The sequence below is a fragment of the Sodalis sp. RH21 genome, assembly GCF_047324175.1.
In the GTDB taxonomy this organism is placed as follows: domain Bacteria; phylum Pseudomonadota; class Gammaproteobacteria; order Enterobacterales; family Enterobacteriaceae; genus Acerihabitans.
The window spans coordinates 1,352,495-1,374,062 of sequence record NZ_CP178732.1 but is presented as its reverse complement, the minus strand read 5'-3'; the positions used below and the strand labels follow the sequence as shown (position 1 = coordinate 1,374,062).

The window sequence follows — 21,568 nt, the reverse complement described above, 5'->3', positions numbered from 1 at the left end:
GGGTTATGCCGGCGGATCGCGCGACAGCGCGTACTGAAAGAGGAGGCAGGCAAACGGCGGGCGGGTCCCCGCCGGGAATACCATCAGGCTCATTGACACCACCGGTCTGATGACCATCGACCACGGACAAGATAGGATTGTACGCGATCGGCCGGGATGTCGAGGAACAACTCAGGTTTCGTTTATCAATGGTATGACATCATTAACCCAGCGATATAACTTGCTGATTTAAATATGTTTATAGAGGAAATAACCTATTAGCGCGGAGTAAGGCTGCGCGTCAAAGGCGCGCCTGTTCATAGAGCTGCTGCCACATGCCCGTCACCAGCACTTGATCCGGCGGCGACAACTCGCCGTTGCCGATAGCCTTGGCCAGGCAGGACTGAACCCGATCGTGCAGGGCTTCAAGGGTATGCTCGCCGTTTTCCTGGGCTTCGGCCACCGCCAGCGTCAAATGGCCGCGCAAATAACCGCCGGCAAATAACTCATCATCGCTGGCGTGCTCCACCATATCGTCAATTAACGCCAGAATGCGCGCTTCGAAATCTACGATCATCACATATCCTCATTATTCATAACGCGGGGCCGGAAACACCCGCTATATCGGCCGGATAGGGGAACTGCCGCCGCGCCAGGGGAGCGGTGGCGTAAAACGCATGCAGGGCCTGGATAAAGGCGGCGGCGCGATCCGGAATACCCGCGGATAAATAGCTCATCACCTGGGCGTGAACCTTACGCTGGAAGGCAATGCGATCCGGTTCGCTAGCGCCGTTGAGATTATCGCAACTCACGTTGAACGGGAAACCGGCGGCGACGCAAAACATCCACTCCAGCGCCTGGGGCTTGATCTCCGCCAGTTCGAAGCGATGCTGGGTGTCGTCGTCACGGCCGTCCGGACAATACCAATAGCCGAAATCCACCAGCAACCTGCGCCGCGCCCCGGCAATGCACCAGTGGGAGATTTCGTGCAGCGCGCTGGCATAATAGCCATGGGCAAATACGATGCGATGATGGGAAATGCCATCATCCGCCGGCAAATAAACAGGCTCGTCATCCCCTTTAACCAGACGGGTATTGAAGCTGTCGGCAAAGCAGTTGTCAAATAGGGTAATCAACTGCGGGTATTCATGGGATTCGCTGTGCATCATCTCGGTATAATCGATTTCAAATATGGGAAGAAAGCCACTGCATCAGCGTAGCGCCGTGGCTGTCGTAAAGCAGCTTGATGCTCATCAGCAGCGACACCGCCACGATCATCGGGCGGATCAGCTTTTGTCCTTTGGTTAACACCATGCGGGCCCCCAGGCGCGCGCCCAGTATCTGCCCGGCCAGCATCACCAATCCTACGCTCCAGACCACTTTGCCGGCAAACATAAACAGCAGCAGGCCGCCAAAGTTGGAGGTGAAATTCAGCACCTTGGCATGAGCGGTGGCTTTGGCCAGGTTAAAACCGCACAACGTCACGTAAGCCAGCGCATAAAAAGAACCGGCGCCGGGGCCGAAAAAACCGTCATAAAAACCGACGCCGCAGCCGGCGACCAGGGCAAACGGCCAGGCGGATAACCGGCGCTGGCGATCGTCTTCGCCGATGCGGGGCATGACGAGAAAATACAGCCCGATGCCGATGACCAGCAGCGGCAGCACCTGGCGCAGCAGATCCGCCCGCAGGTGCTGGATCAGGATGGCGCCGGTCATCGAGCCGATAAACGTCATGGCGATGTTCAGCTTCTGATCGCCGATATTCACCGCGCGCTGGCGAATAAAATACAGGCTGGCGGAGAACGAACCGCCAACCGACTGCAATTTATTGGTGCCCAGCGTCTGCGCCGGCGGCAACCCCGCCGCCAGCAACGCCGGCAGCGTGATCAACCCGCCGCCGCCGGCGATGGAATCAATAAATCCCGCAAATACGCTTACGCCAAACAGCAGCGCAAACACCACGGGGGAAACCACTAACCAATCCATGTGTCATCCGGAAAAAGGGTTGCAGCCCGCACCAATCCCGTACGGGCCATGATAATTTGCCGCGTGCGGCGGTTACTCGGTCACCAGGTGGCGATCGAGCAAGGCCTGGCAGGACGGCGGCAGCGGAGGCGGCTGTTTGGCCGGCCCGCCGCCGGTACCCGGTTTAGCCGGCAGGAACCAGCTATCCAGTTCGGCGCCGCAGCCGTCGCCGGCCGGCGGCGGAGCCTGCTCCTGGCATTCCCGGCTGTCGGCGGGACAACGCAGGCGCACATGCATATGGGCGCGATGGCCGAACCAGGGGCGCACTTTGGTCAACCAGCCGCGATCTTGCCCAGCGACGCGGCACAGCTGTTTTTTAATGGCCGGGCTAACAAAAATACGCGTAACCTCGGGGTCTTCGGCGGCCAGTTTAATCAGCATGGCGGTTTGCGGCTGCCAGAGATTGGCGTTGATATCGCGGCCGTTGGCCGTCACCAGATCCAGCGGCTGTGGTTTAAGCAATTGCGCCGCGCTCCAGCGCTGACGCGGTAATTGCAGCCAGATATCCGCGTCCAGCCCGGACTGATGACTGGCATGGCCGCTGCCGAACCGGCCGCCGGCGGGCATGGCCATATCGCCCACCAGCAGGTTCCCCAGGCCCAGATGCTTTACCTGGTTGCTCAGGCGCACGATAAACAGCAGTAAATCGGGGTGGCCGTAATAACGCCGCTGATCGGGACGCAATACCTGATAATTGGCCGCCTCCAGCTGCAGCGGCTGCGCGCCGACGATACAGCCGTTGGCGAAAGCGCCGATCGCCTGCGGATTACCGGCTATCGGGTGCGCGATTTTTTGCCAGGGCGTGGGGGCGGCCAGCACCTGAACGGTTGCCAGCGCAAGTAATCCGACTATCCATTGCCGCATAAAATTACCATTGAGGGATTGTTGAGGCCACGTCGCCGCACTGCGCGCGCTGCCGTAATAAATGATCCATTAATACGATCGCCATCATCGCCTCGGCAATCGGCACCGCGCGAATGCCAACGCAGGGATCGTGCCGCCCGCGGGTCACCATCTCCACCTGCTCCCCGGCCCGGTTAACGGTGCGCCCGGGCACCATAATGCTGGAGGTGGGCTTTAGGGCCAGATGGGCGATTACCGCCTGCCCGCTGCTGATGCCGCCCAAAATGCCGCCCGCATGGTTGCTGACGAACCCCGCCGGGGTGATTTCATCGCGGTTTTCGCTGCCGCGTTTGGTGACCACGGCAAACCCGTCGCCGATTTCCACCCCTTTGACCGCATTGATGCTCATCAGGGCATGGGCCAGATCGGCATCGAGACGGTCAAATACCGGTTCGCCCAGGCCGGCCGGCAAATGCTCGGCCACCACCGTCACTTTGGCGCCAATGGAATCGCCCTCTTTTTTCAGGTTGCGCATCAAGGTATCGAGCGCCTCCAGCCGATCGGGGTCCGGGCAGAAAAAGGGGTTTTTCTCCACCTGCTCCCAGTCTTTCAACTCACAGCAAATATCGCCGATTTGCGCCAGGTAGCCCCGCACGGTTACGCCGTATTTTTGGGCCAGGTATTTTTTGGCGATCGCCCCCGCAGCCACCCGCATCGCGGTCTCGCGCGCCGACGAACGCCCGCCGCCGCGATAGTCGCGCACGCCGTATTTGCGCTCGTAGGTATAGTCCGCATGGCCGGGACGAAAGACGTCTTTGATGGCGCTATAGTCTTGCGAACGTTGATCGGTATTTTCGATCAGCAGCCCGATGCTGGTGCCGGTGGTGACCCCCTCGAACACCCCGGAGAGGATGCGCACCTCGTCGGCCTCGCGGCGTTGGGTGGTATAGCGGGAGGTGCCCGGCCGGCGCCGGTCGAGATCCCGTTGTAAATCCGCCTCCGTCAGGGGGATGCCCGGCGGCACGCCGTCGACCACGCAGCCCAGCGCCAACCCGTGGGACTCGCCAAACGTGGTGACGCGAAATAATTGACCAATACTGTTCCCCGCCATCGGGACTCCTTTACCTAACCTGATTTACATAAAAAAGACTGCCCGGGCAGTGCTGCATGGCCGCGCCGGGGCGCGTTTAATCCTGGAACATTGTAAAGGTTTCGCCGCAGGCCACAAGCTGTTCCCGGGTGAGCGCGAAAACCCCATCGCCGCCGTTATCGAACGTCAGCCAGTTAAAAGGAATGTCCGGATATTGTTCCATCAGATGCACCATGCTATTGCCGACTTCGCAAATCAATACGCCGTTATCGCTCAGATATTGCGGCGCGCAGGCCAGAATGCGGCGCACCAGCTTCAGGCCGTCGCGGCCCGCCGCCAGCCCCAATACCGGCTCGGCATGGAACTCCTGGGGCAGATCGTTCATGTCTTCCTCATCCACGTAAGGCGGATTGGTGACGATAAGATCGTAGCGCAGCGCCGGCAACTCGCGAAACAGATCGGAACGCAGGGGCGTCACCCGGCCCTCAAGCCCATAGGCCTGGATATTATGCTCGGCGACCGCCAGCACGTCGCCGGAAATGTCCACCGCGTCCACTTCCGCTTCCGGAAAGGCGAACGCGCTGGCAATGGCGATGCAGCCGCTGCCGGTACACATATCGAGGATATGGGCCGGCGGATGGGGCAACAGGTCGCGGTAGCGATCGTCGATGAGTTCGCCGATGGGCGAACGGGGAATCAGCACCCGCTCGTCGACGTAAAATTCCAGGCCGCAAAACCAGGCTTTATTAGTCAGGTAAGGCACGGGAATACGTTCGTTCACCCGGCGGACCACGCGTTCGACGATACGATAACGCTCGCTGGAAGTCAGGCGGGACACATACATTTCCTTGGGCAAATCCAGCGGCAGGAACAGGCTGGGCAGGACCAATTGTATCGCCTCGTCCCAAGGATTATCGGTGCCGTGACCGTAAAAGATTTGCGCGGCATTAAAACGGCTTACCGTCCAACGCAGCAGATCCTGAATGCTGTGCAGCTCGGCAACCGCCTCATCCACAAAAATTTTGTCCAATTTACTCTCCGCGGGGAAATTTACGCCAGTTCTTGCCGGCTAGTTTGCCATGAAGCGGGGGACAAAGCAGCAAGCAAGAAGATCGTGCCGGTAAGTAAATTATGTCAGATAGGAAAAGTTTCGCCGAAAAAGCGGCGGACAGGGTAAACTCGCAGAAAAACAGCAACTGCAGAGTGGGGAATGAAGAAAAGATATCAACTGGCCGATGAGGAACGGCAAATATTTCGTGAATCCATCGCCGGCACCAAACCCATACGGCAGGATACCGTCAAACCGCCGAAACCGCGTTTAAAGCGCGCCGTATTGCCTGCCCGGCGGCTACTCCAGGAACAGGTGGATGCCAGTTTTTATTTTTCCGATGAATTCCAGCCGTTATTGGATAACGACGGCCCGGCGCGCTATGTACGCCCCGACGCCAGCCCCTACGAAGTCAAAAAATTGCGGCGGGGGGATTACACGCCGGAGCTGTTTCTCGACCTGCACGGCCTGACCCAGGCGCAGGCCAAGGAAGAATTGGGGGCATTGATTGCCGCCTGCCGCCGGGAACACGTGCTTTGCGCCTGCGTAATGCATGGGCACGGCAAACACATCCTCAAACAGCAAACGCCGTTATGGCTGGCGCAGCACCCGGACGTGCTGGGATTTCATCAGGCGCCGAAAACCTTCGGCGGCGATGCGGCGCTGCTGGTGCTCATCGAGCTCGACGAATAGCGGCGTTCAGACTTTGGTCAGCAACTGCGCAGGTCCGACCTGCCATTCCAGCTTGCCCTTGCCGCTCTTGGCATCAAGTTCCACGCAGGCCACGGCCGAGGTGGCGAACATCGGCGCCTGTTCTTGCGGACATAAATCGGCGACCAGATAACCCACCAGGGGCAGATGGGAAATAATCAGCACCGATCCCAGCCCTTCATTCGCCAGCGTCTGCAAATAACAGCACACCAGATCAACGTCGCCGCCCGGCGTCAGCTCGGGCATGGTCTCTTCGCCGTCCGGCAGCACCAGTTCGTTACGCAGCACGCCCAGTGTCTGTTGCGCACGCAGATAAGGGCTGACCAAAACGCGATCGGTATCTAGTATCCTGGTACTTAACCAACATGCCATCAGGCGTGATTCATCACAGCCGCGAACAGTCAAAGGCCTTTCCGCATCACTGGCCGCTTCGAGCTGAGCGTCGCCGTGCCGCATAATTAAAACTTGCATAGTGCACCGTAGTTGTTGGACGAAACGCGAAAATAGACGGGATAACCGGACATTCGCGCTTGAAATCGCGTAAATAAAACGCTGCTTTTTACATCAATACCCTCTTCATAGTCAACACATCGAACATTAATTAACGCATCCGGGACGTTAATTTACTCAAAGCAGCGCCGGCAGAGTGTGATGGCTATTAGCATATGACAACACTTTCAGATAAAGGTGCAAGGTAAGTAACATTTTCGACGTTGACAGCCGGCGAGCGGCGCTGATATCCGGATGCGGGCGGTAATAGGGGGGTGTCAAACGAAAAACAGGCCCGGTTAAGGGCCTGTAATAGCTGAAATTAACGCAATCCCAGCTGGAAGATCAGGGTTTCAGCCTGGCAGCTGAAAGTAAAATCGACATTCAGTTCAACACCGCCGCTCACGGGTTCGATCCGGCTGGTGATCTCGCAGGGATCGGATTCTATCGCCCGGGCCTTTTCGGTCAGGGAAGCCAGCATGGCTTCGGCCTGGGCCCGTTGCTCAAATACTTTGCTGAACGAGGCGGTGCAATCCTCGTTATCGATAATGGTGCCGACATCGACGCAGCAACAAGCAGCGGTTTCTTGGGCGCTGCATTTGTTTATAGAATGGGTCATCGTAATTTTCTCCACAGGGTTTACCTGTCTGACAATAATAAGCCAATCAAAAATATCTGTGACTTATTATACTCCCGTACACCCACCGTTGATAGGGCTTACTGCCCGGCGGCTACTGCGAATCGATATCCTTCAGATCGCCCTCTATCGCCTGCGCGTTGGGGTTTTCCTGCGGGGTCAGTTTGCCGCCGCTGGCCAGGAAATCATGCCGCTGGAAATAGGCGGCGCGGATCAAGGCGTAAGGGTCGGACGAATTGCGCAACAGGCTGTCCGAATCGAGCAGTTGCGCGCGGGTCTCGATGCCTTCAAACACCCACTTGCCGGCGGACATCCACCAGGTGAGATAGCTCAGGACCGGATAGAAATTATCCACCGCCCCGCCCAAATCCTCACGCGGCGTGAAGCTGCCGTATCCCGGCAGCACGACATAGGGGCCGTAACCCACCCCGTAGCTGCCCAGGGTCGTCCCGAAGCGGCGGGGTTCTTCCTTGGCCAGTTTCGGATTGGCCATGGACGCCACGTCTATCAAGCCGCCCATCCCCAGCAAGGTATTGAGGAAAAAGCGGTTGAAATGGATCATCGCTTCATAAGGCTTGCCGACAATAAAGTAGTTGACCATCGAGGCCGGCTCTTCCAGATTGCTGAGAAAATTGCCCAGGCCGTTGCGTGCCGGCGTCGGCACATAATCACGCCAGGCCACCGCCACCGGACGCACCACGTATGGGTCGAGGACGTTGTAGTTAAAGTCGAACATTGTCCGGTTGAACCCTTCCAGGCGATCCGGACGCTCCTGATAGGTTTGATCGGTTTTATTACTGGCACACCCCAGAACCAAAACGCTGGCCAGCGCTACACCTGACAGGCGGTAATTCATGTTTCAACTCCGTTTATTATTTTTATGCCCGCCGCTAGGGCACTTGTTGATCAATCCGCACGGCAATCCGGCCGGTGCCGTTAAAATCCCGCAACGCACTCTCGCCGAACCAGTCGCCGCTTTTTGCCTGCGCGGTGCCGTCTGCGGCAATCCTGACCCGTACTTTTACCTGCTGCTGCGCGGAAAGCAATCGTTCGGGCAACATGGCATTGCCGTCGTCAAGGGATAACGATAACGGAAAGCGACTCATTGGCAAAGGTTTTACCGCTACCGGCACCGGACTTTTGCCGTCGGTAACCGAAATAAACACCGTTCCCTGCGCCGGCAGATGCCCGGCCGCGGCCGCTGAAAGCGTCACTATGACATTCAGTTTAGCCGTCTCCTGGCCGGATTGCTCCCTGGCCTGGGCAATACTGCGCCGGATGGTATCAATATGCGGATCGCCGGCCGGCAAAAGCGGCAGGATATGCTGCCAAAGAGCGATGGCCTGCGCGTAGTTATTTTGCTGATATTGGCCGATGGCCAGCAAATTCAGGGCGGCAACATTATCCGGCTGTTGTTGCACCAGCGCCTGGAGCAGGCGGATGCCTTCCTGATTATCGCCGGGGTCGGTGGAGCGGATCAGCACTTCGGCATAGTCCAGCGCAATGGTCCGGTCGTCCGGGACCAGGCGATAGGCGCGTTCGAACGCCTGGGTGGCCATGGCGACATTATTGAGCACCACGCCGATACGTCCCAGGATCAGCCAGTCCTGCAAGTTTTGCGGCTGGCGCTGCAAAGACGCGCGCAGCCCGACCGCAAATTGCGCCAATTCCCCCGGCGTCAGCTGTTTGGCCGCGGGGTCCATAATCCGCGCCCGCAGCGCCGGCATGTCCGCCACCGTCCGCTGCCAGCGCCACACTTGCTGCGCGCCGCCGGTCCAGGCATACAGCGCCAGCGTCACCACCACCAGCGCCGCCGCGCCGGGCGCCAGTACCCATAGGCCGACCGGCCGGCGTTCCCGCGCCTGGACGGCGGGAATATCTGCCAGCAAATTTTGCTTGAGCTCGTTGATATGCAAAAGGCGTTCATCCACCACCCCCTGGGCTTCATCCTGGACCAATTCGTCCAGGCGGCGCTGATAGAACTCGGCGTTCAGGGCATCGCGGGTGATGCCGCCGTCGCGACGATCGCGGCGCAGCGCCGGCAATACCAGCAGCGCGCAGGCCAGCGCCAGCAATACGATAAAAAGGATGCCGAAACTTATCATGGGCGTTTCCTGTCGCTGTCATCCAGCAAGTGCGCCAGGCGGCGCTGTTCGTCGACGGAAAAATCCACCGTACCCCGCGCGCCGCGCCGGGAGGCACGTAAAATGACCATCAGGCCGCCAATGACCACCACCAACAGCGGACCGAGCCATAAAAATATCGTCAACGGGTTGAGGGGCGGGACGTAGGTGACGAAATTGCCGTAGCGCGCCACCATATAATCAATAATTTGCTGGCGGCTCTGCCCCTGCCGCATCAGTTGATATACCTTGGTGCGCATATCGGCGGCAATAATCGAATTCGAGTCGGCGATGCTGTTGTTCTGGCATTTGGGGCAGCGCAGTTGCTCGGTCAGCTCGCGATATTGCTGCTCCTGCTCCGCGCTGGCGAATTGCCGGGTATCGATCGCCGCGCCCGCGCAAAAGCTCAGCAGCAAACCGGCGATGATGATGAGAAATTTTATCCGCATCCTCAGGTCCCCTTGGCGTATTTGAGGTAGAGCGGCCGCACTTCCCGCTGCCACACGCCGGCATTCAGATCGCCGGCGTGACGATAGCGGATGATACCCTGGCCATCGATCAGAAAGGTTTCCGGCGCGCCATACACGCCAAGATCCAGCCCCAGCATGCCGTCGCCGTCATACAGGCTCATGGCATAAGGATTACCCAGGGTGTTGAGCCAGTTCACCGCTTTAAGCCGATCGTCTTTATAATTCAAGCCCACGACCCGCACCCCCTGCGCCGCCAGGGTATTGAGAAATTGATGCTCGGCCCGGCAGGTGGGGCACCAGGTCGCCCAGACGTTTAATAACATGGGACGCCCGTCGCGCAGCGCCGATTGATCGAAGGTTTTGGCGGGGTCATCCAGCGACGCCAGTTTAAATACCGGCACCGGCTTGCCGATCAGCGCCGATTCCAGCAACGTGGGATCGTCGCCGTGGGCATTGCGCGTCAATTGCACGATAAAGGCCATCGCCAGCAGCAGGAACAGCGCCAGGGGAATAAACAACAGTTTATTTTTCATAGGCTCTCCCCGCGCCCGGCCCGGCGGGCGCGTTTATTGGCCCGGTAGCGGGGATCGGCCAGGCAGCACAGGCCGCCGGCCGCCATAAACAGCCCGCCCAGCCAGATCCAGCGCACAAACGGCTTGTAATAAAGCCTGACCGCCCAGGAACCGTCGTCCAGTTCTTCGCCGAGCGCCGCGTATAAATCACGGGTCAATCCTCCGCTGATGGCCGCTTCGGTCATCACGGTGCGGCTGACGGTGTAGTAGCGTTTTTCCGCCTGCAGGGTCGCTTCCGGCCGGCCGTCATGGGTCACGTCGAACAGCGCCGCGGCGCCGGTGTAGTTGGGGCCGTGCAGATCCTGGAGATCGCGAAAGACAAAGTGATAGCCCCGGATATCCACGCTATCGCCGGCTTTCATCCGCACATCCCGCTCCAGGCTGTAGTTTTGGCTGAAGGTGATGCCGATCACCGTGACCGCCACGCCCAGATGGCCCAGCACCATGCCCCAATGGCTGCGGCTCAGATAAGTCAACCCCGGCCAAAACCGGTGGCGATGGGTGGCGCGCTCATGGAGTTCCATCAGGGTCAGGATAATCACCCACAGCGCCATCATCAGCCCCACCACCGTCATGGCCTTGATCTCATCGGCCATCAGCCAGGGCAGCATAATGGAAAGCAACAGGGTGGCCGCCAGCGCCAGCGCCAGGCGCCTGATCAGTTTTTTCGCCTCGTCGCGCCGCCAGCGAATCAACGGCCCGATGCCCAGCAGCAGGGCGAACGGCGCCATCAGCCAGGTAAACATGCTATTGAAAAACGGCTCGCCGATGGAAATGCTGCCCATGCCCAGCTGTTTATGAATCAGGGGCAGCAGCGTACCCAGCAGCACCACCAGCATGGCGGCCATCAGCAGGACGTTATTGCCCAGTAAAAACGTCTCGCGGGAAAACACCTCGTTCTGCGCGCGGCCGCGCACCTTGCCCCCTTTGATGGCATACAGCAGCAGCGAGCCGCCGATAACCAGCACCAAAAACGCCAGGATAAACATGCCGCGCGCCGGATCGGAGGCAAAGGCATGCACCGACACCAGCACCCCGGAACGCACCAGGAAGGTTCCCAGCAGGCATAACGAGAACGCCGCGATGGCCAGCAGCACCGTCCAGGATTTAAAGGTGCCGCGTTTTTCGGTCACCGCCAGGGAGTGGAGCAGCGCGGTACCGGCCAGCCAGGGCATAAACGAAGCGTTTTCCACCGGGTCCCAGAACCACCAGCCGCCCCAGCCCAGTTCGTAATAGGCCCAGGCCGAGCCAAGCACGATGCCGATGGTCAGGAAGATCCAGGCGGCATGGGTCCATGGCCGCGACCAGCGCGCCCAGGCGGTATCCAGCCGGCCGGCAATCAGCGACGCGATGGCGAATGAGAACGCCACCGAGAACCCCACATACCCCATATAAAGCAGCGGCGGATGGAAAATCAGGCCGATATCCTGCAACACCGGATTCAAATCGTGCCCGTCGATGGGCACATCCGGCAACGTACGGCTAAACGGGTTGGAGGTCAGGACAATAAACGCCAGGAAACCGGCATTAATCATTCCCATGACCGACAACACCCGCGCAATGGCTTCATCCGGCATACTGCGGCTAAATAGCGCCACCGCCAGCGTCCAGCAGCTGAGCAACAGCACCCACAGCAGCAGCGAACCCTCATGGGCGCCCCAGGTAGCGGCCACGCGGTAATAGACCGGCAAGGCGGTATTGGAATTATTCACCACATAAGCCACGGTGAAATCGTTAATCACAAATGCATACACCAGGCAAATAAACGCGCCGGCGATGGCCAAAAACAGCCCGTAGGACAACGGTCGGGCCGCCGCCATCAGGCGCGCGTCCTGCCTGGCCGCCCCCCATAGGGGGTAAACCGCCAGTAACAGCGCCAGGCCGATACCCAGGCACAACAAAAAATCGCCAAGTTCAGGGATCATTGCGGGGCCTTTTGTAAAGTGGTCTGGATGCCTGCGGGGTCATGGCGCGGTTTCATCGCGTCCGCCACTTCGGGGGGCGTATAATTTTCATCATGCTTGGCCAGCACTTCCCTGGCCTGCACCACGTTGTCCGCCCCCAATACCCCTTGCGCCACCACTCCCTGCCCTTCGCGAAACAGATCCGGCAGGATGCCTTCATAGCTGACCGGAATGGAACCCACCGCGTCATAAATCCTGAAGGTCACTTTAAGGGTTTGCGGATCGCGCTTAACCGATCCCGGCATGACCATGCCGCCGATGCGCAACCGCTGGCCGGCATGGGGCATTTCGCGCTGTTCGCCCTTACCCTGCAGGATTTCCCGCGGGGTATAAAACAGATCGATGTTGGAACTGAGCGCGTAGAGCACCAGCGTTACGATAAGCCCGGCGCCCATTAACATCACCACCGCCAGATAGAGGCGGCTTTTACGACGCGGCGTCACTCGTTATCCTCCCGCGTCATGGCGCCGGCGGTTTGACCGTGCGGCGCGGCGCCCGCCCGGCCCTGGCGCATTCGCCGCATCCGTGCCTGCCGCCGGCGGATATCGCCCAGCAAATGATGGCGCTGCCAGCAGGTATGGCCAATCAGGCCGAACAATGACAATAAGGTCACGCCCACGGCGAGCCAGACATATACGGCATATCCGCCCATGGCGAAAAATGCCGGCCATGAAGCAAAAGCGGGGCTCATCGGGAAGTCTCCTTGGCGGCCAGCGCCTCGACCCAGGGGCGGTTGCGTTCCTGGGTCAGGATCAGGTTGCGCAGGCGCATCAGCGTCAGGGTAATAAAAAACAGCAAATAGCCGAGGATCGCCCAGCGCAGCGGGGTACGCATGCTCGGGTCAATGCTTTGCTGCATATTGGTCGAGCCCTGGTGCAAGGTATTCCACCACTGCACGGAATAATGGATTATGGGGATATTAACGATGCCCACCAAAATAAGAATGCCGGCGGCGCGCCCGGCCAGGCGCCGGTCTTCAAAGGCGTTATACAGCGCCATCACCCCCAGATAGAGAAACAGCAGCACCAGCTCCGATGTCAGCCTGGCATCCCAGACCCACCACGTGCCCCACATCGGTTTGCCCCAGGCGGAGCCGGTAACCAGCGCGATTAAAGTAAATACCGCGCCCACCGGCGCCATGGCCGCGGCGGCCAGATCGGCCATTTTCATTTGCCACACCAGGCCGATAAACGCGGCGATGGCCATCGCCGCGTAAATGCCCATTGACCACATGGCCGCGGGCACGTGGATATACATGATGCGGTAACTTTCGCCCTGCTGGTAATCCGCGGGAGCGAAACCAAACCCCCAGACCCAGCCCAGCAGCAACGCGAGCGCCGCCCCGGCCCCTAGCCAGGGAATCGCACGGCCGCAGAGCCGGTACACCCGCTCCGGTTTCGACCACTGATGTAGCATTTTCCACATGGTTATTTTGTGCTCTTAATAAAAATCGTTACGTGCGCGGCGGCTTATTGCAGACTGACCCGCAGCGCGGCGGCGGCGGCAAACGGCGCCAGCATGGCGCTGCCCGCCAGCAGCGCCCCCAGGATCGCCAGGTAACCCGCAATGGGCAGCCCCTGCGCCGCGTTATCTATCGCCGCGGTGGCAAAAATCAGCACTGGAATAAACAGAGGCAATAATAACAGGCTTAACAACACCCCGCCTTTGCGTAGCCCCACGGTCAGCCCCACCCCGATAGCGCCCAGCAGGCTTAAGGTCGGCGTACCCAGTAATAACGACAGCGCGACGGCCTGCCAAGTATAAACGTCCAGCGATAAAAACAGCGCCACCAGCGGCGAAATCAGCAGCAGCGGCAGTCCGGTGACCAGCCAGTGGGCGCATACCTTGCTCAGTACCGTGACGGGCAGCGGCAGCGGCAGTAGCAGCAGTTGCTCCAGCGACCCATCGATAAAATCGTCGCGAAACAATCGTTCCAGGGATAACAGGCAAGCCAGCAGCGCGGCCACCCAGATAATGCCCGGCGCGATGCGCTTCAATAGCTGGGGCTCCGGACCGATCCCCAGGGGAAACAGGGTAATGACAATCAGGAAGAACCATAACGGATTGATAATTTCGGTACGATTACGCAGCGCCAGGCGTAATTCGCGGCGCAAAATCAGCCAAAACATGGCATTCCCTCCGCCGGGTTCGGCGCCAGGGCAATCTTGCGTATCCCGGCGGACGGTCCCGGCAGGCTCTGGTGCGTGGTGAGCAATATCAGCCCGCCCGCCGCGCGATGTCCGGAAAATAAAGACATTAATTGGGCAATACCTTGTTTATCGATGGCGGTCAACGGCTCATCCAGTATCCATAAGGCGGCCGGGGTCAGCCACAGCCGGGCCAACGCGATGCGGCGCTGCTGGCCCGCGGACATACCGGCGGCCGGCAACTCCTCATATCCCAGTAAACCGACTTGCTCCAGCGCGCGCCAGATGGCGTCATCATCGCGCCCGCCGCCTTGGGCGGCCTGGAAAAACGCCAGGTTTTCAAATGGGGTCAACGCGGTTTTAATCCCCGCCTGGTGGCCGATATAAACTAAATCGCGATGATAACGGCCGAGCTCGCGCCGTAGCGGCGCCTGCCGCCAGCTCACTTCGCCGTCATCGGGCTGGGCCAGCCCGGCCATAATACGCAGCAGAGATGTCTTGCCGGCGCCGTTCGCGCCTTCTACCTGCACCATCTCGCCGGGCGCAATGCGAAAGCTCAATGCGGAAAACAGCACGCGATCGTCGCGGACACAGGCCAGGTTATGTGCTTCCAGCATCAGGAACTCAACTCTTCATCAACGTGGCCAAGATCATAGCATAGGCAACTATCGCGACGTAGTTGCAGCCGGTGCATTCATTGGAGGTCTGAACACTTCTTGTATTAGATCAATAAAACGCAACCAATGCCAGCAAAGTTAAAATTTTGTTACGTATTGCCCGCCGCAGTGACAATTAAAGGGGGGACGGTGGCGGCCGACGCCATGCAAACCACTTTTATACGCGGCCGAGAAGGAAAGCCGCTACGCTTAATGGAAATAACTTTTTACTTTTCATTAGCGCCCCAGGGAGATTGGTTGATGAGCGACACGTCCGGAAAACGCCGGCAGGACGCCGATAAACGTAACGACTCCGAAGTCGTCGTCGACAGCGAAGAGCATGATGCCAACGAGAAGATCGAGGTAAAAGAGGAGAATCTGCCCTCCCCCGCCGCCGCTATTCACGAACAAATCAGGGAGGAAGGCGAAAAAGAGCTGGAGCGTGACGGCCAGGCGTTGTTTTGGTCGGCGGTAGCCGCCGGGTTATCCATGGGCGCCTCGCTGATGGCCAAAGGGATTTTGCACGCCCGCCTGCCCGAAGGCGCCGCCGGTTTTTTTATCGAAAACCTGGGTTATACCTTCGGTTTTATCATTGTCATCATGGCCAAGCAGCAGTTGTTTACCGAAAATACGCTGACCGCGGTGCTGCCGATTATGCATAAACCTTCGCGGCATAATTTTATCATTTTGCTGCGCCTGTGGCTGGTGGTGCTGGCCGGTAACCTGGCGGGTACGGCAGCGGTTGCCTTTGGTTTTTTGCATATGCCGATTTTCAACGGCCAGACCCGCGAGGCGTTTGTCTCCATCTCGCAAGCGATAATGGCGAATCCGCCGGCCGATATGTTTGCCAACGGCATCATAGCCGGCTGGATTATCGCCTCCATGGTGTGGATGCTGCCCCAGGCCGGCAACGCCAAGCTGTTGGTGATTGCGTTGATGACCTATCTGGTGGGCATTGGGGATTTAACCCATATCGTGGTGGGTTCGGTGGAAATTTTTTATCTGGTCTTCAACGGTAGTATTCCCTGGTATGAATTTTTCTATCCGTTCGCCATTCCCACCCTGGCGGGGAATATCGTCGGCGGTACGTTCATCTTCGCATTGCTTAGCCATGCGCAAATCCGCAACGATTTGAGCAGCCAACGCAAACAGGACGCAAAAAAGCAGGGCAAGGCGGGCAAGAGCCAGGATGATCAAGCGCCGCGGGATGGCAATGAAAGCGCCGGCGAGGATACCAAAGAGGCATAACCAGGCTGGCCCGCTCGCACATCGCATTAGCAGGTCGGACATGACTATAAGTATAATGGCCGGACGACTGCGACCGGCCCCAAAACGCCTTTTTTACCCGCCGTTGTCCAGGGAATGAGCAATCAAACCGTTAAGTGCTTATTTTCGGGAACGAATCGGGTATAATCACGCCCGCTGTCCGGTCCTCGTAGTTAAACGGATATAACAAGCCCCTCCTAAGGGCTAGTTACAGGTTCGATTCCTGTCGGGGACACCATTCATGAAATTACCGCGCGTTACCTCACATCACCAAAACCCCCTTGTACTCAAGCCTTCCGCTAAAATCAAGTTACCCGACATTACCCAAAATCCACTGACAGCACCGAACTTTTCGGGCATCCAATAAATGCCCTCTCGCCGATGCCCACATATGCTAACCGCAAAACAGATAGAACAAGCCAAACCCAGAGAGAAAGGCTATCCACTTAAGATCCCCCTGCAACGAAGACGGCCATCATGTGCGGCCGATTTGCCCCGAGCGATACCAGAGAGAAATTCCTCGAATCCCTAAGCCTGATGTCGAGTTTGTGGATGCCCTGGCTGGCGAACCTCTCGGCCAGCACAACGTGGCCCTCGGCATTCGTGTTCTGTTGCTGAACCTGCGCAATGATAAATTGCACCTCGATCCGGTTATGTGGGGATACCAGCCCGCCTGGGCCAAATAAGCTGGCCTCCCACCCCTGATTAATACACGCGTCGAGACGGCGGCCACCGGCCGCATGTTTAAGCCGCTGTGGAATTCTGGCCGTGCCCTGGTTATGGCTGACGGTTGGTATGAATGGAAGAAAGACCCGGACGACGCGAAGATAAAGCAGCCCTATTTTATCTACCACGAAAGCAAAGAGCCGATCTTTTTTGCCGCGATAAGCCCGTTTCATCCTGACGCGCTGGATGCGCCGGAAGACGATGGCTTGGTAATTGTGACAGCAGCAAGCGATATGGGCCTGATTGATATCCACGCCCGCCGGCCATTAGTTATGACGCGAGAAGCGTCCCTTGAATGGCTATCGCCCGAGACAACGCCGGAACGCGCCGAAGAGCTGGCGCATGACGGCGCCATACCGGCATATGATTTTGCATTTCACCATGCGGACAAGACGGTAGGAAATAGTCACAATAACAATGAGTCGATAATTAAACACATCGATACCCCGGTATCGCACCCAACCCATTAAAAATATGAACTTGCACCGTATCATTAATTACAGCCGCCGCCCAATACCGCCACACCTTATATTATTAGTCAGCTAATCATATTATATTGCCAATTGCTTATTTTATTATCTCAATTTCATTTAACATTCCGTGATATTTTCTGTGGTTAATTTATCTCGTTTGTATGACGCATTTCAACTCTATGAAATGCCATTAATATTTTAAATTAATAATTAACAGATTAAACCAGGAAATATCATGGACGAAACTCTAACTGTTTATGCCAATCCCCCTGCAACAACAGAAGATTGCATAAATATACCTTTTGATAAGTCTAAAGGATTTAGTAGTATATTATGTGGTGTTTATAACAACCCTACCGATAGCGCTCAAACCAATAATACATTATATCCAGATAATGTAGTACCTATCCATACAGGTGCTCAAGAACAAGCTGCACATACGCAAAGAATGATTACCGAGGCCCAATTTGCAAGCTTAAAAGCTACTGCTGCCGAATCGGCCAGGCTGGATGCACAGCAACAGCAGGTAAGGAGGTTGATAGAAGGCCAGCAATTTACCCTGAATCATATGAAAGTTGAAAGTGAGAGAAATAGAAACCTACAGCTAGACCTCCAGAATAAATTACAACTTTCATTCACCAAACAACGACAACATTCAGATGCGGCAATAGCAAGAAGCATACAAAACACACAGGCAAATTTCAAAGGCCAAATGGCAAAAACCATGGCATCCATGCGCATTGCGGCAGCTCAGACAGGTGCAGCAAAAGCTTGGGAGAGAGCAAATAAATTAGCAGAACAACAAAAGCAAGAACATGAACGGCAGCTCCAGCAGGAAATGGCCAAAATAGCTGAAGCGCAGAACAATCTCATGGCAGAACAATGTCGTCTGCAAGAAGAAATAGCCAGGCGTAATGAAGAGCACAACAGGCTGGTTGCGGAGCAACATCGCCAGGCGGAAGAAGCTCAACAGCGCGCTACATCATTGGCATTGGAGCAAAAACATCAACAGGAAACTCAGCATCATCACGCTCAAGACAGACAACTGCGAGCAGGGATAAGTCAGGATCGGCGGCAAAAAATAGATACTTTTATGCAAGAAATGAAGAATGAAATTGCTTGCATAAAAAATGAGCATAATCAAACAATAGCTAAATATAATAATGCTAACAAGAGCAAAGAAGATCGAAATCGCTGTTCTGAAGCCAAATTAAATTACGCGAATAAAAACATCGAACTTGCAGAACGTTTCAAATCCCGCGCAGAAGAGATGATGCGAGAGACCCAAAATTGGATAAGCGGACTCGATAGCCACTTCCCAATGATCCATTCACATTTCGATCATCAAATAAAAAACATTAATCCTGTACTCGATCACGCGACACGTATACATCTTGAAGCTCACTGGAATGGACTGCGCCAAATACAAATTAACGACAAACATCATGATATAAAAATAGCGCAAAATGAATACAACATAATAGCTCATACATTAACCGATAGAAATTATAATATCACTGAAGGACGTATAATAAAGCAAATTGCCGAGTCTGAACTAACTCACACTGGGAATGAGTTAAAAAGAGAAAATGAAGCACTAGATAGAATGAGTTCTTATAAAACATCATTAGCGGACGCAAAAAGGAATGCCGAGCTGTTTATATCTTCTGAAAATAATTATGATTCCGTCATAAGCTCAATCGATTCTCTTAAAAACAAAGCAGAATCATGGTTGCAACAAGCAGATGATAGAATTAAAATGCGTAATACGCACCCACCCTTAATAAATGCGCATTACGATGCTAATATTAATAGAACTTTATCTATGGCATTGCCTACGAGTTCCAAGCAATTGTTGGAAAAAGAATGGAACAATCAACGTAACCTTGAATTAGATTATAAAAAAGGACAAATTAATGCATCGATTCAAGAACATAAATTTATAACACAAATAATTCAAGCCAGAAATATTCAACTCGATGAGGCGAAGCAGATTGCTGCGCGAGTTGCGCTAGCGGCTAAATCTAACCATATATTGATTGCTACGAATGAAATTGTCGGCAATAAACCGCTCGACTCATTAAGTGAAAAAATGAGCCGGTTGCCTCCCCCTACCCAGCCAGCGAAACCAAATGAGGCGCCGGCGCCGCAAGATTCATTCCTTTCCCATGCAAACCAAGCACTCGCCATGGCGGCAACAACTGGTTTGGCGCCATCTGCTTTGCTGGAGTCAGAGGTTGCATTGCGGCTTAAGAACGCTGCTGCGGGATTAAGCCGGGTCGCCACAGCGCATCCAGCCGGCGCTATCATGACGACTATTGTTGCCGGTCTCTATCCGGCAACAGCGGGAGAAGGCAGCAGTAAAGTGCCAGGCGGCAGACTGTTTATAAAAACGCTGCCGGCCGAACTGCTCAATCTCCCTTCTTACGATGTATTGCATACGGCCGCCAAGGAGCAAAGGACCATCGCGGTCGACTACCGTGGCCGCTTGGCCTTGGCAAATGGCGAAATGCAAATCGAGCTATTTAAAACTGGCCGGCCCACGCAGGTCCGCGTGGTTAATGGCGTACCGCAAGGCAATGGCACCTACTTATGCACCCTACCGGGAACGGATGATTTACCCAGCAGGACAATCCTGATCAATCCCGCCAGGGCACCCGGCGCGGACGGCCTAAGTGCCATAATAACGCCCGACACCGGGCCAAAAGCCATCGCCAACACCGGAGGTCAAACACAGCCAGTAGTACTGCCGACGATAACTACCTATCCCGATCTCAGTGAAATTGGCTTTGACGACCTGATCATGCCGGGCGATCGTGACAATGGCTATAAGCCGATTTATGTTATGCTTAGCCGAAAAAAGGGCGGGTATGGACCAAATAAGGGCGCGGTTGGCAATATGGGTGAGTTTTTTGCGCAGCCGGGATTTGGTAGTCAAGTAAAGGAGGGGTCGCGTAAAACCACCGGCCTTTATCAAGGACAAAGCATTTATGAGGTACAACAAGATATCGGTACATATTTAAAAGCAGGAAATAAATTTTATCTTGATGGTTATCACAAGAATCACCTGGAGTTATTTGATCATAAGAGAAATATAAAAGCTGTACTTAACTTAGATGGAAGTTATAATTCTATAAAAACAGTAAAAGCTCGCAATGAAGGTAGGAGATTACCAAAATGAATAAAGCTCTAAAATTTGAAAAAATAAAAAAAATATTATCATCTATTGCACTAAAAAAAATAGATAATTCTCAAAAAGAAGATAAGCTATTTATTGATCGCAGTAGTAATTTAGATGAAAAATTTATTAGGCAATTGGATTTGATAAACAATGTCATTTCATTACTTGAAACCGCATCCACTCAGAACGATGAACTAGCCACTCAAGCGGCTCTGTCTTATTTAAGAACGCACGCAATGAGTTTTTCAGATTTTTTTTATGTTATCGTCGATGATATTGATACGTTATTAGATAAATCCAGTTGGGCTGAATTTCCCGAAAACTATAAAATACCTGATCATTATAATTTTAGAGAAGAATAATTTTTTCTTTCAAACAAGTCCAATAGCACACTTTCGTATTTAAGCGTGTTATTGGGCCTTAGAGTACAAGTCCGCCTACACGTCCGTTGCCCACTGTTAGAGATGGTTAGCACCGTACTAGCCTGTGATAACTCCAGTGCATATAGCCTGGCAAATACTTTACCCAGTCAAGGTCATGTGGGAGCGTTTTGACGGGTATAACATTTATAGACCTGGGGCAGATCACGGACTACAGTAAATCGCTCTAGATAGCACCGGGCGAGTCATAAAAGACAAAATTCAACATTTTATCCTGTCATAACGGCAATATTTTACTCATGAGTGCGTAAGTAATAAAAAATTCAGCTTATGAAAGTTTGGCATATTATCTAAAACGAAATACCCGCCTTTTACTCCCAACCCCAATACTTTTCTTCGAGTAGCAAGTATGGCAACCTTAAAAACTCAATGAAATCAGTTCTATTTATGGGATGAGTTAGCTATTTATCTTGTTATTATGATGGAATATAAGGAAAGGTAATGAAAAGGTTAATAATTGGCACTTTTACTTTAATTTTTGTGATGTCTGCTGCGAATGCTGCTGAAACCTCTGCAACTGCACCAGGAACCATTGGAACAACATCGACAACAGCGGGAGGAGCTGGTACCGCAGGGGCTTCTGCCGCAGCAATATCTGTAGGGACGGCGACAGCAATTGGCGTTGGTACCGTTGCTGTGGTCGCTGGTGCTGTCGCGGCATCATCGGGTGGTGGTGATGATGCCCATGGAGCGGGCTCAACCTCAACCACAACTGCCACAGCTCGCTA

At 55.2% G+C, this 21,568-nt stretch carries 23 protein-coding genes, 1 tRNA gene and 1 pseudogene; 6 read left to right on the top strand and 19 right to left on the bottom strand.

The features are described 5' to 3' along the window. Positions 1–280: 280 nt before the first annotated feature. The 6 genes from ACL2XP_RS06410 to prmB all read right to left on the bottom strand — a co-directional run bounded on the left by ACL2XP_RS06410 (position 281) and on the right by prmB (position 4,967). Entirely contained in the window at positions 281–556 is a 276-nt protein-coding gene (locus tag ACL2XP_RS06410) for a YfcL family protein (RefSeq protein WP_413737767.1), read from the bottom strand. A gap of 16 nt (positions 557–572) precedes the next feature. Further along, on the bottom strand, positions 573–1,145 hold the full coding sequence (locus ACL2XP_RS06405) for an elongation factor P hydroxylase (protein ID WP_413739101.1): 573 nt from the start codon (positions 1,143–1,145) through the stop codon (positions 573–575). Positions 1,146–1,164: 19 nt separating this feature from the next. Further along, positions 1,165–1,965: a sulfite exporter TauE/SafE family protein gene (locus ACL2XP_RS06400; RefSeq protein ID WP_413737766.1), complete on the bottom strand. Its 801-nt coding sequence runs from the start codon at positions 1,963–1,965 to the stop codon at positions 1,165–1,167. 72 nt (positions 1,966–2,037) lie between these two features. After that, positions 2,038–2,868 (bottom strand): penicillin-insensitive murein endopeptidase, encoded by an 831-nt coding sequence (gene mepA / locus ACL2XP_RS06395; protein WP_413737764.1) that lies wholly within the window; start codon positions 2,866–2,868, stop codon positions 2,038–2,040. 4 nt (positions 2,869–2,872) lie between these two features. Further along, positions 2,873–3,958 (bottom strand): chorismate synthase, encoded by a 1,086-nt coding sequence (gene aroC / locus ACL2XP_RS06390; RefSeq protein WP_413737763.1) that lies wholly within the window; start codon positions 3,956–3,958, stop codon positions 2,873–2,875. A gap of 76 nt (positions 3,959–4,034) precedes the next feature. Continuing rightward, positions 4,035–4,967: a 50S ribosomal protein L3 N(5)-glutamine methyltransferase gene (gene prmB / locus ACL2XP_RS06385; protein ID WP_413737762.1), complete on the bottom strand. Its 933-nt coding sequence runs from the start codon at positions 4,965–4,967 to the stop codon at positions 4,035–4,037. Positions 4,968–5,147: 180 nt separating this feature from the next. Between prmB and smrB the strand changes: the two genes are divergently transcribed. Beyond that, positions 5,148–5,678: an endonuclease SmrB gene (gene smrB / locus ACL2XP_RS06380; protein WP_413737760.1), complete on the top strand. Its 531-nt coding sequence runs from the start codon at positions 5,148–5,150 to the stop codon at positions 5,676–5,678. A gap of 6 nt (positions 5,679–5,684) precedes the next feature. Here the strand turns inward: smrB and sixA are convergent, their stop codons facing one another. The 12 genes from sixA to ccmA form a co-directional block, all read right to left on the bottom strand. After that, the gene (gene sixA, locus ACL2XP_RS06375; protein ID WP_413737759.1) at positions 5,685–6,167 is read right to left on the bottom strand and encodes a phosphohistidine phosphatase SixA; all 483 of its coding nucleotides are present in this window, start codon (positions 6,165–6,167) and stop codon (positions 5,685–5,687) included. Between the two features lie 340 nt (positions 6,168–6,507). Then, positions 6,508–6,804: a YfcZ/YiiS family protein gene (locus tag ACL2XP_RS06370; RefSeq protein ID WP_413737757.1), complete on the bottom strand. Its 297-nt coding sequence runs from the start codon at positions 6,802–6,804 to the stop codon at positions 6,508–6,510. A 112-nt stretch (positions 6,805–6,916) separates the two neighbouring features. Beyond that, on the bottom strand, positions 6,917–7,678 hold the full coding sequence (mlaA, locus tag ACL2XP_RS06365; protein WP_413737756.1) for a phospholipid-binding lipoprotein MlaA: 762 nt from the start codon (positions 7,676–7,678) through the stop codon (positions 6,917–6,919). 34 nt (positions 7,679–7,712) lie between these two features. After that, positions 7,713–8,924, bottom strand: a complete 1,212-nt coding sequence (gene ccmI, locus ACL2XP_RS06360; protein ID WP_413739100.1) for a c-type cytochrome biogenesis protein CcmI — start codon at positions 8,922–8,924, stop codon at positions 7,713–7,715. Then, on the bottom strand, positions 8,924–9,394 hold the full coding sequence (locus ACL2XP_RS06355; protein ID WP_413737755.1) for a cytochrome c-type biogenesis protein CcmH: 471 nt from the start codon (positions 9,392–9,394) through the stop codon (positions 8,924–8,926). Before ACL2XP_RS06355 ends, ccmI begins: the two co-directional genes overlap by 1 nt. A 2-nt stretch (positions 9,395–9,396) precedes the next feature. Further along, positions 9,397–9,948: a DsbE family thiol:disulfide interchange protein gene (locus tag ACL2XP_RS06350; protein WP_413737754.1), complete on the bottom strand. Its 552-nt coding sequence runs from the start codon at positions 9,946–9,948 to the stop codon at positions 9,397–9,399. Then, entirely contained in the window at positions 9,945–11,912 is a 1,968-nt protein-coding gene (locus tag ACL2XP_RS06345; protein ID WP_413737753.1) for a heme lyase CcmF/NrfE family subunit, read from the bottom strand. Before ACL2XP_RS06345 ends, ACL2XP_RS06350 begins: the two co-directional genes overlap by 4 nt. Continuing rightward, positions 11,909–12,394: a cytochrome c maturation protein CcmE gene (gene ccmE / locus ACL2XP_RS06340; RefSeq protein WP_413737751.1), complete on the bottom strand. Its 486-nt coding sequence runs from the start codon at positions 12,392–12,394 to the stop codon at positions 11,909–11,911. Before ccmE ends, ACL2XP_RS06345 begins: the two co-directional genes overlap by 4 nt. Then, the gene (gene ccmD / locus ACL2XP_RS06335; protein ID WP_413737749.1) at positions 12,391–12,642 is read right to left on the bottom strand and encodes a heme exporter protein CcmD; all 252 of its coding nucleotides are present in this window, start codon (positions 12,640–12,642) and stop codon (positions 12,391–12,393) included. The genes ccmE and ccmD overlap by 4 nt, the downstream gene beginning before the upstream one ends. Continuing rightward, positions 12,639–13,376, bottom strand: a complete 738-nt coding sequence (locus tag ACL2XP_RS06330) for a heme ABC transporter permease (RefSeq protein ID WP_413737748.1) — start codon at positions 13,374–13,376, stop codon at positions 12,639–12,641. The genes ccmD and ACL2XP_RS06330 overlap by 4 nt, the downstream gene beginning before the upstream one ends. A gap of 44 nt (positions 13,377–13,420) precedes the next feature. Continuing rightward, positions 13,421–14,080: a heme exporter protein CcmB gene (gene ccmB, locus ACL2XP_RS06325; protein WP_413737746.1), complete on the bottom strand. Its 660-nt coding sequence runs from the start codon at positions 14,078–14,080 to the stop codon at positions 13,421–13,423. After that, complete coding sequence (ccmA, locus tag ACL2XP_RS06320; RefSeq protein WP_413737745.1) at positions 14,068–14,715, bottom strand: cytochrome c biogenesis heme-transporting ATPase CcmA; 648 nt, start codon at positions 14,713–14,715, stop codon at positions 14,068–14,070. Before ccmA ends, ccmB begins: the two co-directional genes overlap by 13 nt. A gap of 300 nt (positions 14,716–15,015) precedes the next feature. Between ccmA and ACL2XP_RS06315 the strand changes: the two genes are divergently transcribed. From ACL2XP_RS06315 to ACL2XP_RS06295, 5 genes and pseudogenes are all read left to right on the top strand, one after another. Then, a complete protein-coding gene (locus tag ACL2XP_RS06315; RefSeq protein ID WP_413737743.1) occupies positions 15,016–16,002 on the top strand; it encodes a formate/nitrite transporter family protein in 987 nt (328 codons plus the stop codon). Between the two features lie 181 nt (positions 16,003–16,183). Continuing rightward, positions 16,184–16,258, top strand: a tRNA-Arg gene (locus ACL2XP_RS06310). A gap of 239 nt (positions 16,259–16,497) precedes the next feature. Beyond that, positions 16,498–17,216 (top strand): annotated as a pseudogene (locus ACL2XP_RS06305) (SOS response-associated peptidase family protein). Between the two features lie 238 nt (positions 17,217–17,454). Continuing rightward, positions 17,455–20,400 carry an S-type pyocin domain-containing protein gene (locus ACL2XP_RS06300; protein ID WP_413737741.1) on the top strand — a complete coding sequence of 982 codons (2,946 nt, stop codon included), beginning with the start codon at positions 17,455–17,457 and terminating at the stop codon, positions 20,398–20,400. Next, positions 20,397–20,762 (top strand): hypothetical protein, encoded by a 366-nt coding sequence (locus ACL2XP_RS06295; protein ID WP_413737740.1) that lies wholly within the window; start codon positions 20,397–20,399, stop codon positions 20,760–20,762. Before ACL2XP_RS06300 ends, ACL2XP_RS06295 begins: the two co-directional genes overlap by 4 nt. Positions 20,763–21,256: 494 nt before the next feature. Here the strand turns inward: ACL2XP_RS06295 and ACL2XP_RS06290 are convergent, their stop codons facing one another. Continuing rightward, positions 21,257–21,559: a hypothetical protein gene (locus ACL2XP_RS06290; protein ID WP_413737739.1), complete on the bottom strand. Its 303-nt coding sequence runs from the start codon at positions 21,557–21,559 to the stop codon at positions 21,257–21,259. Between the last annotated feature and the right edge of the window lie 9 nt (positions 21,560–21,568).

Excerpts from the sequence above, each read along its gene's own strand:
- ACL2XP_RS06410 (WP_413737767.1), bottom strand. The coding sequence starts at position 556 with ATGATCGTAGATTTCGAAGCGCGCATTCTGGCGTTAATTGACGATATG.
- ACL2XP_RS06405 (WP_413739101.1), bottom strand. The coding sequence starts at position 1,145 with ATGCACAGCGAATCCCATGAATACCCGCAGTTGATTACCCTATTTGAC.
- ACL2XP_RS06400 (WP_413737766.1), bottom strand. The coding sequence starts at position 1,965 with ATGGATTGGTTAGTGGTTTCCCCCGTGGTGTTTGCGCTGCTGTTTGGC.
- mepA (WP_413737764.1), bottom strand. The coding sequence starts at position 2,868 with ATGCGGCAATGGATAGTCGGATTACTTGCGCTGGCAACCGTTCAGGTG.
- aroC (WP_413737763.1), bottom strand. The coding sequence starts at position 3,958 with ATGGCGGGGAACAGTATTGGTCAATTATTTCGCGTCACCACGTTTGGC.
- smrB (WP_413737760.1), top strand. The coding sequence starts at position 5,148 with ATGAAGAAAAGATATCAACTGGCCGATGAGGAACGGCAAATATTTCGT.
- sixA (WP_413737759.1), bottom strand. The coding sequence starts at position 6,167 with ATGCAAGTTTTAATTATGCGGCACGGCGACGCTCAGCTCGAAGCGGCC.
- ACL2XP_RS06370 (WP_413737757.1), bottom strand. The coding sequence starts at position 6,804 with ATGACCCATTCTATAAACAAATGCAGCGCCCAAGAAACCGCTGCTTGT.
- mlaA (WP_413737756.1), bottom strand. The coding sequence starts at position 7,678 with ATGAATTACCGCCTGTCAGGTGTAGCGCTGGCCAGCGTTTTGGTTCTG.
- ACL2XP_RS06355 (WP_413737755.1), bottom strand. The coding sequence starts at position 9,394 with ATGCGGATAAAATTTCTCATCATCATCGCCGGTTTGCTGCTGAGCTTT.
- ACL2XP_RS06350 (WP_413737754.1), bottom strand. The coding sequence starts at position 9,948 with ATGAAAAATAAACTGTTGTTTATTCCCCTGGCGCTGTTCCTGCTGCTG.
- ACL2XP_RS06345 (WP_413737753.1), bottom strand. The coding sequence starts at position 11,912 with ATGATCCCTGAACTTGGCGATTTTTTGTTGTGCCTGGGTATCGGCCTG.
- ccmD (WP_413737749.1), bottom strand. The coding sequence starts at position 12,642 with ATGAGCCCCGCTTTTGCTTCATGGCCGGCATTTTTCGCCATGGGCGGA.
- ACL2XP_RS06330 (WP_413737748.1), bottom strand. The coding sequence starts at position 13,376 with ATGTGGAAAATGCTACATCAGTGGTCGAAACCGGAGCGGGTGTACCGG.
- ccmB (WP_413737746.1), bottom strand. The coding sequence starts at position 14,080 with ATGTTTTGGCTGATTTTGCGCCGCGAATTACGCCTGGCGCTGCGTAAT.
- ccmA (WP_413737745.1), bottom strand. The coding sequence starts at position 14,715 with ATGCTGGAAGCACATAACCTGGCCTGTGTCCGCGACGATCGCGTGCTG.
- ACL2XP_RS06315 (WP_413737743.1), top strand. The coding sequence starts at position 15,016 with ATGAGCGACACGTCCGGAAAACGCCGGCAGGACGCCGATAAACGTAAC.
- ACL2XP_RS06300 (WP_413737741.1), top strand. The coding sequence starts at position 17,455 with ATGGACGAAACTCTAACTGTTTATGCCAATCCCCCTGCAACAACAGAA.
- ACL2XP_RS06295 (WP_413737740.1), top strand. The coding sequence starts at position 20,397 with ATGAATAAAGCTCTAAAATTTGAAAAAATAAAAAAAATATTATCATCT.